The organism is uncultured Romboutsia sp., from assembly GCF_958366745.1.
GTDB classification, from domain to species: Bacteria; Bacillota; Clostridia; order Peptostreptococcales; family Peptostreptococcaceae; genus Romboutsia; species Romboutsia timonensis.
Genome location: NZ_CATXCO010000079.1, coordinates 1 through 9,689 on the forward strand (window position 1 = coordinate 1; position 9,689 = coordinate 9,689).

At 29.0% G+C, this 9,689-nt stretch carries 12 protein-coding genes; 1 reads left to right on the forward strand and 11 read right to left on the reverse strand.

The genetic code is table 11. The features are described 5' to 3' along the window. Positions 1-63 precede the first annotated feature (63 nt). The gene (locus Q5F54_RS06905; RefSeq protein ID WP_302334146.1) at positions 64-1,269 is read left to right on the forward strand and encodes a CapA family protein; all 1,206 of its coding nucleotides are present in this window, start codon (positions 64-66) and stop codon (positions 1,267-1,269) included. Positions 1,270-1,487: 218 nt separating this feature from the next. Here the strand turns inward: Q5F54_RS06905 and Q5F54_RS06910 are convergent, their stop codons facing one another. From Q5F54_RS06910 to ftsY, 11 genes are all read right to left on the reverse strand, one after another. Then, complete coding sequence (locus Q5F54_RS06910; RefSeq protein WP_277231337.1) at positions 1,488-2,507, reverse strand: alpha-hydroxy-acid oxidizing protein; 1,020 nt, start codon at positions 2,505-2,507, stop codon at positions 1,488-1,490. A gap of 46 nt (positions 2,508-2,553) precedes the next feature. Then, on the reverse strand, positions 2,554-3,321 hold the full coding sequence (locus Q5F54_RS06915) for a ribonuclease HII (RefSeq protein ID WP_281538906.1): 768 nt from the start codon (positions 3,319-3,321) through the stop codon (positions 2,554-2,556). A 375-nt stretch (positions 3,322-3,696) separates the two neighbouring features. Then, the gene (ylqF, locus tag Q5F54_RS06920; RefSeq protein ID WP_071121359.1) at positions 3,697-4,593 is read right to left on the reverse strand and encodes a ribosome biogenesis GTPase YlqF; all 897 of its coding nucleotides are present in this window, start codon (positions 4,591-4,593) and stop codon (positions 3,697-3,699) included. Positions 4,594-4,822: 229 nt separating this feature from the next. Continuing rightward, on the reverse strand, positions 4,823-5,167 hold the full coding sequence (rplS, locus tag Q5F54_RS06925; RefSeq protein ID WP_071121358.1) for a 50S ribosomal protein L19: 345 nt from the start codon (positions 5,165-5,167) through the stop codon (positions 4,823-4,825). Positions 5,168-5,272: 105 nt separating this feature from the next. Then, entirely contained in the window at positions 5,273-5,965 is a 693-nt protein-coding gene (gene trmD, locus Q5F54_RS06930) for a tRNA (guanosine(37)-N1)-methyltransferase TrmD (protein WP_071119729.1), read from the reverse strand. 8 nt (positions 5,966-5,973) lie between these two features. Continuing rightward, the gene (gene rimM / locus Q5F54_RS06935) at positions 5,974-6,486 is read right to left on the reverse strand and encodes a ribosome maturation factor RimM (RefSeq protein WP_302334143.1); all 513 of its coding nucleotides are present in this window, start codon (positions 6,484-6,486) and stop codon (positions 5,974-5,976) included. Between the two features lie 123 nt (positions 6,487-6,609). After that, positions 6,610-6,837 carry a KH domain-containing protein gene (locus Q5F54_RS06940; protein ID WP_071119727.1) on the reverse strand — a complete coding sequence of 76 codons (228 nt, stop codon included), beginning with the start codon at positions 6,835-6,837 and terminating at the stop codon, positions 6,610-6,612. 27 nt (positions 6,838-6,864) lie between these two features. Then, on the reverse strand, positions 6,865-7,131 hold the full coding sequence (gene rpsP / locus Q5F54_RS06945; RefSeq protein ID WP_071119726.1) for a 30S ribosomal protein S16: 267 nt from the start codon (positions 7,129-7,131) through the stop codon (positions 6,865-6,867). Positions 7,132-7,169: 38 nt separating this feature from the next. Continuing rightward, the gene (gene ffh / locus Q5F54_RS06950; protein WP_302334144.1) at positions 7,170-8,480 is read right to left on the reverse strand and encodes a signal recognition particle protein; all 1,311 of its coding nucleotides are present in this window, start codon (positions 8,478-8,480) and stop codon (positions 7,170-7,172) included. Beyond that, positions 8,477-8,845: a YlxM family DNA-binding protein gene (ylxM, locus tag Q5F54_RS06955; RefSeq protein ID WP_071119724.1), complete on the reverse strand. Its 369-nt coding sequence runs from the start codon at positions 8,843-8,845 to the stop codon at positions 8,477-8,479. Before ylxM ends, ffh begins: the two co-directional genes overlap by 4 nt. A gap of 96 nt (positions 8,846-8,941) precedes the next feature. Beyond that, positions 8,942-9,689: signal recognition particle-docking protein FtsY (gene ftsY, locus Q5F54_RS06960; RefSeq protein ID WP_302334145.1), on the reverse strand; the 748-nt coding region annotated here is incomplete at its 5' end.

Sequence of the window (9,689 nt, forward strand, 5' to 3'; positions counted from 1 at the left end):
CCTATATAGATAGACACTCTTTTTCTAGTGTCCACTATATAGGATCCATTTTAATACTTATCAATTTTAGTACTAACTTTTATTTTTTTATTTAATAATTTTAATTTATTTGATAAAAAATGTAATAGCGAAGTAGTAAAAGATGAACAAATTTTAGAAACTTTAGCAGATAATAAAACTAGTAAGGTTACTATAAATGCAATAGGGGATGTTATGGCTCATACACCTCAACTTAATGCACAGTACGATCCTAAGACAAATACATATTCTTTTGATAATAATTATAAATATGTATCAAGTTATATAAAAAAAGCAGACTTATCTATTGCAAATTTAGAGACCACATTAGCTGGTGATAGTATACCATATAGTTCTTATCCAACTTTTAATACTCCCGATACCTTGGCTGATGCATTAAAAAATGCAGGCGTAGATGTAGTTTCAACTATAAATAACCATTCTTTTGATAAAGGTGATCTAGGAGTAGAAAGAACTTTAGATGTACTAAAATCTAGAAACCTTAGTACTATAGGAACGATTTCAAATGTTGGTGATAAGAATTACCTAATAAAAGAGGTTAACGGAATAAGTTTAGGAATAACATCTTTCTCTTATGGAGAAGTTAAAGAAAATACTAAATTCTTAAATGGTATACGAGTTTCAGATAAATTTAAAGATAAATTAAATGTATTTGATAGCTCAAATGTAAATAGTGCTTTTAATACTATAAATAATACCCTAAAAAATATATCACACACAGATATTCAGATACTTGTTATTCATTGGGGAGATGAGTATAGAAGAGTTCCTAACCAATTTCAATATGATTTAGCCCAAAAACTTAGCGATAGTGGCGTAGATATAATAATAGGATCTCACCCTCATATAGTTCAACCCGTTGAAATAATAAAATCTACTGATGAAAGTCATGAAACTTTAGTTATATATTCTCTTGGAAATTTTATATCAAATCAAAGAAGGGAACTTTTAGGAACACCTTTTACTGAAGATGGGCTTATGATTAACATAGAAATTACTAAAAATACAGACAAAACATTTGTATCTAAAGTAAATTGTATTCCTACATGGGTTAATAAATATAATGATGGAAGTAAGATAGTTTTTGAGGTTCTACCTATAACTAATAATGAAGATTTTAGTCATTTAGATAATATAACTTTAGAAAAACTAAAAAATTCTTATAATAATACTGCCTCACAAGTTAAACAATCTGATATAATAAATGTTATGGATAATCCATTTAAATAATTATTTTAAAAGCTCTATGAAAATATAAATAATATTAATAAAAATATAATAATATTTAATACTTTTGTTAATATTAAATATTTGTAATATCAACAAACACTCATTTTAAACATAACAACTTTTAAAGTAGAGCTTTAAAATAAAAAAGGGCTATTTTAAAACAAAGTTTTATAGTATCTCTATAATTCTTAGTTTTACTAATAGCTCCTTTTTTATGATTAATAATTATATATAACCTTACTGTCTATATCTTTTATAGATTGACATCCTGTTAAAATCATAGTTGATTTTAATTCATTTTTTATATTTTCTACATAAGTCTTAACACCATCCGTTTTACCACCAAATGAAGCTGTTACAAACGGTCTTCCTATTAAAACTGCATCTGCACCTAAACCTATCATTTTAACCACATCTACTCCAGTTCTAACACCACCATCAGCAAGTATCGTAATTTTTCCTTTTACTGCTTTTGCAATTGCTGGAATTACTTCACAAACTCCAGGAGTACAATCTAATACTCTACCACCATGATTTGATATAACTATTGCATCAACACCTGCTTCAACAGCCATTAGAGCATCTTCAACAGTCATTATCCCTTTAACTATAAAAGGTAATTTAGTCGAATTTTTAAGTTTTCTTAAATCTTCTACAGTTTTTGGAACAACTTTTTTTCCATGCATAGATAATGTAACAAGACCACATGCGTCTATATCAACACCTACTGCTATAGCATTTGACTCTTCTGCCAACTTTATTTTGTTTATTATATCATCATTTTCCCATGGCTTTATAAATACTATACCTTGTCCATTATACTCTTTAAGTACACTTAAGTTTTCTAATAAAAATTCATCAACTGCAGTGTCTCCAACCATAGCGTATACACCACTATCTATACATCCTTTTACAACAGGTTCTATATAATCTCTCTCAGAAATTTTTCCACCCATATTTAAAGTTGTTCCAGTTATAGGTGCTGCAAATATCGGAGCATCCATTTTCTTTCCAAACAATTCTATAGTAATATCTGGATTAGAAACATTATGTATAACCCTCATATTAATTTTTATTTTTTCTAAACTTTTTCTATTATCTATAAATGAAGACCCGCTTCCTTTTCCGCCCATACCTGGAACTTCACCTGCACAAGCAATACCATTACATACCTTACATACCTTGCAACTTCCATTAAATTTTTCTCTAGCAACTTTCTCAACTTCTTTAAAATTCATTATAAGACTCCTCTATATAAATTTTTAATTAAACTTTCATATAAAATTATAACATATTCTTTAAGAAACTCTTTCTATGTATACGAGTTATTCCATATTTTTCAATTGCTTCGTAGTGTTCCTTTGTTCCATAACCTTTATGCGATTTAAATCCATATTCCGGGAATATTTCATCATATTGATACATTATATTATCTCTTGTAACTTTAGCTAATATACTAGCTGCCGCAATTGATATAGATTTAGAATCTCCCTTAATTATTGGCTTTTGATGTATGTCTATTCCTGGTATTGTAGCAGCATCTATTAATAAATAATCTGGTGTATTTTTTAAACAATTTAAAGCCTTTTTCATGGCCATGTAAGTAGCATTTAATATATTATATTTATCTATATCTTCATTATTAACTATACCTATTCCATAGTCTAAAGCTTCTTCTTTTATTCTATCGAATAACTCTTCTCTTTTAGCTTCACTTAGCTTTTTAGAATCATTTATCCCTTCTATCTTAGTATTTGGTTTAAACACTACTACACTAGCTACTACAGGCCCTGCTAACGGACCACGCCCCGCTTCATCTATTCCTCCTATATATAAATACCCTTTAGTATATCCTTCATTTTCATATGTATTTATAAGTTCTAATCGTTCTTCTTCTTTTCTTATATTATCTAATTTTTTTCCCATTTTGATTGCTATATTTTGAACTGATTTTCTTTCATCGCATTTTAATATATCCATATACTCTAAATATTTATCAATACTTAAACTATCTACTATTTCTTTAATTTCCTTTACACTTTTATTCTTCATGTTTTTCTCCTTGTGTTATTTATAGGATGTAATTTTTATATCATGTGTACTATGTTCTATCCTAAAATATATATAAATATAATGCCTACATATACCATTAAAAAAGTATCTCTACTTAATTTTAAGATATAAAATTACTCATAATTTATTAGCTATATCTTAGTATACCTTATAATTATTATTTATAATATAGAAAATTCGCTCCGCTCATTTCGCCAACGATATATTCTTGCTCACGCTACGGATACATCCCATTTTTACTTTTATAAAGTTGATATTACTCATATCCATAAATTTTCCACTTTTTTCATGATATAATTTCCTTATACGTAAAAAAATATCATCTAACATTAGATGATATTTTTTATATTGTATCTATTTTTTTATGTCTTCAGGAACTTCTAGAGTTATTTTTCCTATTTTTCCATCTCTAAATTCATTTAAAACTGTCGTTGCTATACGAGTATAATCAAGTTCCTTATTCCCCATTATAAATCCTCTTTTACGACCTATCATATCCATAGTTTCTATATCTCTATCACCTAATTCCTCTAGCTTATATCTTGCCTTTAATTTTTCTGGCTCTATCTCCATAAGCTTTCCAATTAGTCTTAGAGCTAAAGTTTCAACATCTAGTATCTCATCTTTTATAGCTCTACAGAATGCTAAATTAAGTGCAACATCTTGATCTTCAAATTTAGGCCAAAGTATACCTGGTGTATCAAGTAATTCTAAGTTTCCTTTTAATCTAACCCACTGCTTTCCTTTAGTTACACCTGGTCTATCTCCTGTAACTGTACTTTTTCTACCTGTTAATTTATTTATTATAGATGATTTACCAACATTTGGAATACCTACTATCATTATTCTTATAGGTCTTTCTTTTCTTCCTTTTTCTTTTAATGCATCCATTTTATCTTTAACTGCATTTCTACATTCATCTACTAATTTATTTAAGCCAACACCTTTTAAAGTATCTACTGGTATTGCTTTGATTCCACGGTCTTTATAGTATTTTATCCATTTATCTAACTTAGCCCTATCTGCTAAATCACATTTATTTAATATGACAACTCTAGGCTTATTCCCTGCTAAATTATCTATATCTGGGTTTCTACTACTAAAAGGTATTCTAGAGTCTAAAAGTTCTACAACAACATCAACTAGTTTTAAGTTATTTCTAACTAAATCTCTAGTTTTCTTCATATGACCTGGATACCAGTTTATATGTAAATTATCATCTCTTAGATAATCATCATAATTTTCTCCCATTCTGTCTCCTCTTGCCATGATTATCACTCCTTTATGTAAATTATTTATTCTTTCTTATTTCAATTTATACATTATATTATAATCTTTTTTAAGTATTTAATATAATACTTCTATTATTTCTATAATATAAATTTTTAATCTATTCATCTATATTATATTTAAAGTAATAATATCAATATATGTAAAAAGGACTGATAAAATCAGTCCTTTATTTTATAGTAAAGTTTAATTATCTAGCTTCTTTTATCTTAGCAGCTTTACCTACTCTACCTCTTAAGTAGTTTAGTTTAGCTCTTCTTACTTTACCTTTTCTAGTTACTTCTATCTTTTCTATTCTTGGAGAATGTACTGGGAAAGTTCTTTCTACACCAACGTTGAAAGATATTTTTCTAACTGTGAAAGTTTCTTGTATTCCTCCACCTTGTCTCTTAAGAACAACACCTTCGAATACTTGTATTCTTTCTCTCTTACCTTCAACTATTTTAACGTGAACTCTTACTGTGTCCCCAGGTCCAAAGTTAGGAACTTCTTTCTTTAATTGTTCTTGTCCTAATGCTCTTACTAATTCGTTCATTATTCTTCCTCCTAGTATCATAGACATTCTTAATTACCTCCTACGTGTAAAAAGAGGAATGCCCGTTTATTTTTTCAACATTTAAAATTATACTATATATATTGTTTATTTACAAGCTTTTTTGTACAAATCTGGTCTTCTTTCTTTGGTAATTTTTATCGACTCTTCATATCTCCATTTATCGATATTCTTATGATTTCCAGATAGTAAAACTGATGGAACTTCTAAGTTCATAAACTCTCTAGGTCTAGTATAATGAGGATATTCTAATAAATTATCTTTAAAAGACTCCTCCTCAAATGATTCATTTTGTCCTAATACTCCTGGTATAAGTCTTGATATAGAATCTATAAGTATAAGTGCTGGAAGTTCTCCTCCTGTTAATACATAGTCACCTATAGATATTTCATCAGTAACTATTAAATCAATTATCCTCTGATCTATTCCTTCATAATGCCCGCATAAAAATATTACATCATCCAGCTTAGAAAAATCTTGTGCAATACTTTGATTATGAACCTTACCTTTTGGAGTTAAATATACTACTCTTGGATTTTTTATATCATGCTTTTCTATTATATGTTTATATGTATCATATATAGGTTGTGGAGTCATTACCATTCCTGCTCCACCACCAAATGGATAATCATCTACTTTTTTATGTTTATTAGTAGAAAAATCCCTTATATTATATATGTTAACTTCTATTATATTTTTTTCTACTGCTTTTTTCATTATACTTTCATTCATGTACGAATGAAATATTTCTGGAAAAAGTGTCATTATATGAAATCTCATACTATCACCTAGTCTAACATACCCTTAATAGGGTCTATTATCATTTTTCTTTCATTTATATCTATAGTAGGCACAAACTTAGTTATAGCAGGTATTAAAAATTCCTTACCATCGTTACTTTTTATAACGTATACATCATTAGCTGCATATTGTAATACATCTTTTAATGTTCCTATATGATTATTATCTAATGTATATACATCCATACCTATCATGTCTGCTATAAAGAATTCACCTTCTTCTAATTCTCTAGTATCTTCTCTTGAAACATACATGAACTTATTTCTTAACTTTTCTGCATCTTCAACTCTATCAACATTTTTTATTTTCATTATAACCATGTTGCCTTTATATCTAACTCTTTCAACTTCCCACTTAGTTTCTAAGTCTTTTCCTAAGTAGAATTCTTCTAAGTCATCAAATCTATATATATCATCAGTAAAAGGATAAACTCTAACTTCTCCTTTTAAACCTTGAGTATTTACTATTTGTCCTATTTTAAAATGTGTTAGCTTTTCCATTAATATATCTCCTTATGTTAAAAATCTTTATGACTTTCTTTCATTATTATATTATTAAATTTATTAGCTATAATTATGTATTTTGAGTATATACAAAAAGGATTAGGCATATACCTAATCCTTTTATACTATCTCAAGAGAAACTTTTACTTTTTCTCTGTTTGCAGCAGATCTTACGACAGTTCTTATAGCTTTAGCTATTCTGCCCTGCTTTCCGATAACCTTTCCCATGTCGTCTTGAGAAACAGTAAGCTTTAAAATGATTTCATCATTTTTTCTTGTTTCTTCAACTACAACTGCATCAGGATTATCAACTAGAGCTTTAGCTATATCTAACACTAGCTCTTTCATATACTCATCTCTCCTAATTAAAAATTATTATTTCTTAGAAGCTTCGAATTTTTCCATTACACCGTTGTTAACTAATAAAGTTTTTACAGTATCAGTTGGTTGTGCACCATTTGATAACCACTTAACAGCTTTCTCATCGTTTATTTTAACTTGCTTTGGTTGAGAAACTGGGTTGTAGTATCCTATTTCTTCTATGAATTTTCCATCTCTTGGAGATCTTGAATCAGCAACTACTATTCTGTAGAAAGGCTTCTTGTTTGATCCCATTCTTTTTAATCTTATTTTAACTGCCATAATAGCACCTCCGAATAATGTTTTTGTCTATTTTTTATTTATTTAAAGAAAGGAAGTCCGGGAAAACCGCCCCTTTTCTTCATACTTTTTTGAGATCCTGTAAACATCTTCATCATTTTCTTCATTTCATTAAATTGCTTTATAAGTCTGTTTACATCTTGTACACTTGTACCACTACCTCTAGCAATTCTTTTCTTTCTAGAAGCATTTAATATACTTGGGTCTCTTCTTTCCTCTTTTCCATTTAGGTCTACATCCCCAAGTTGGTCTTTTATATTACCCATACCTGGTATCATACCTAAAATTTTATCTAAAGGACCCATATTTTGAATTTGTTCCATTTGCTCTAAGAAATCCTCAAAGTCAAGATCTTGTTTCTTAATTTTTTGTTCTAATTCTTTAGCTTTATCTAAATCTATAGATTCTTGAGCTTTTTCTATTAGGCTTAAGATATCTCCCATACCTAATATTCTAGATGCCATTCTATCTGGATGGAATGGTTCTAAATCATCTAGTTTTTCCCCCATACCTATAAACTTTATAGGTTTTTGAGTTACAGCTCTTATGGAAAGTGCAGCCCCACCTCTAGTATCTCCGTCTAGTTTCGTTAATACAACTCCATCAACACCAAGAGCTTCATTGAAGCTTTCTGCAACATTTACTGCATCTTGTCCTGTCATTGAGTCAACTACTAAAAGAATTTCATGTGGTTTAACTTCTGATTTTATTGACTTTAATTCATCCATTAAAGTTTCATCTATATGAAGTCTACCGGCTGTATCTATAATAACTAAATCATGATTATTTTTCATAGCATGACTTAGTCCTGCTTTAGCTATGTTTACTGGGCTTTCTTTATCACCCATATTGAACACTGGTATATCTAATTTTTCTCCAACAACTTGTAATTGTTTTATAGCTGCTGGTCTATATATATCACAGGCAATAAGAAGTGGTCTTTTACCTTGTTTTTTAAAGTAACCTCCAAGCTTACCTGATGTAGTAGTTTTACCTGCCCCTTGAAGACCAACCATCATTATTATAGTTGGTGGTTTAGGAGATATCATAATTTTACTAGATACATCACCCATTAGGCTTGTTAGTTCTTCATTAACTATTTTTATTACATGCTGTCCAGGAGTTAAACTACTCATAACCTCTTGTCCAACACATCTTTCTTGAACTTTTTTTACGAAATCTTTAACTACTTTGAAGTTAACGTCAGCTTCTAAAAGCGCAAGTTTAACTTCTCTCATAGCATCTTTTACATCTTTTTCAGTAAGTTTTCCTTTTGATTTTAACTTACCAAGTGCTCCTTGTAGTTTATCTGATAATCCTTCAAATATCATTTTAACATCTCCCTACATATATCTTCTATATTTTCTACTTTAGGGATTAAATTAGCACAATCTCTATTTTGCAATAAATCTTGCTTAATGTCAACAATTTTATCTATTATAGTTTTAGTTAGTTTTTCTTGCTCTTGTATTTTTTCTACTAAATGTAATTTATTTTCATAATCCTTTAGTATTTTCTCTGAACGCTTTAATGTATCGTATACACCTTGTCTAGATACATTTAAATTTTCACTAATTTCACCTAGAGAATAATCTTCTTCATAATATAATGAAACTATTTCTCTTTGCTTATCAGTTAATAATTCTTTATATTGTTCAAATAGCAAGCCAATCTCAACCATTTTTTCTATATTCATAATCACACTTCCATGATACATACTGTAAAGGTTATTTACTTTACACATTGTATTTTATATCATATAGCGTTTGTTGTCAACATTTTATTTTAATTACTAATTACTCCCAAATAGCGCCTCAGAGAAGGCTTTTGCATCAAAATCTTGTAAGTCTTCTACTTTTTCTCCAACACCTATAAGCTTTACTGGAACATCAACTTCACTCTTAACTGCAAGTACAACCCCACCTTTTGCTGTTCCATCAAGCTTAGTTAAAACTATTCCTGTTATATCTGCTACGTCTTTAAATGTTTTTGCTTGTACTACTGCATTTTGTCCCGTAGTGGCATCAACTACTAATAATACTTCCTTATTAGCTTCTGGGAATTCCCTATCTACTATTTTAAATACTTTACCTAATTCATTCATAAGGTTAGCTTTATTATGAAGTCTTCCTGCTGTATCGCATATTAATAAATCTACTTTTCTAGCTTTAGCAGCTTTTATAGCATCAAACACAACAGCTCCTGGGTCTGCACCTTCTTGATGCTTTATTATATCAACATTACTTCTTCCTGCCCAAACTTCTAATTGCTCTATTGCAGCTGCTCTAAATGTATCCCCTGCCGCTAGTAAAATTTTTTTACCTTCTTGTTTATATCTATTAGCTAATTTACCTATGGTAGTCGTTTTACCTACACCATTTACACCTACCATAAGTATTATAGTTGGAGACTTTTCTACATTTAATGTAGAGTTCTCATTAGTTAATATCTCTTCTATTATATTTTTTAATTCGGCTTTAACTCCTGAAGGCTCTGTTATTTTATTTTCTTTGATCTTATCTCTTAGTTTATCTATTATA

Bases quoted from the DNA above. Each gene is read 5' to 3' on its own strand.
- Q5F54_RS06910 (WP_277231337.1), bottom strand. From the start codon at position 2,507: ATGAATTTTAAAGAAGTTGAGAAAGTTGCTAGAGAAAAATTTAATGGA.
- Q5F54_RS06915 (WP_281538906.1), bottom strand. From the start codon at position 3,321: ATGAAGAATAAAAGTGTAAAGGAAATTAAAGAAATAGTAGATAGTTTA.
- ylqF (WP_071121359.1), bottom strand. From the start codon at position 4,593: ATGGGAGAAAATTATGATGATTATCTAAGAGATGATAATTTACATATA.
- rplS (WP_071121358.1), bottom strand. From the start codon at position 5,167: ATGAACGAATTAGTAAGAGCATTAGGACAAGAACAATTAAAGAAAGAA.
- trmD (WP_071119729.1), bottom strand. From the start codon at position 5,965: ATGAGATTTCATATAATGACACTTTTTCCAGAAATATTTCATTCGTAC.
- rimM (WP_302334143.1), bottom strand. From the start codon at position 6,486: ATGGAAAAGCTAACACATTTTAAAATAGGACAAATAGTAAATACTCAA.
- Q5F54_RS06940 (WP_071119727.1), bottom strand. From the start codon at position 6,837: ATGAAAGAGCTAGTGTTAGATATAGCTAAAGCTCTAGTTGATAATCCT.
- rpsP (WP_071119726.1), bottom strand. From the start codon at position 7,131: ATGGCAGTTAAAATAAGATTAAAAAGAATGGGATCAAACAAGAAGCCT.
- ffh (WP_302334144.1), bottom strand. From the start codon at position 8,480: ATGATATTTGAAGGATTATCAGATAAACTACAAGGAGCACTTGGTAAG.
- ylxM (WP_071119724.1), bottom strand. From the start codon at position 8,845: ATGAATATAGAAAAAATGGTTGAGATTGGCTTGCTATTTGAACAATAT.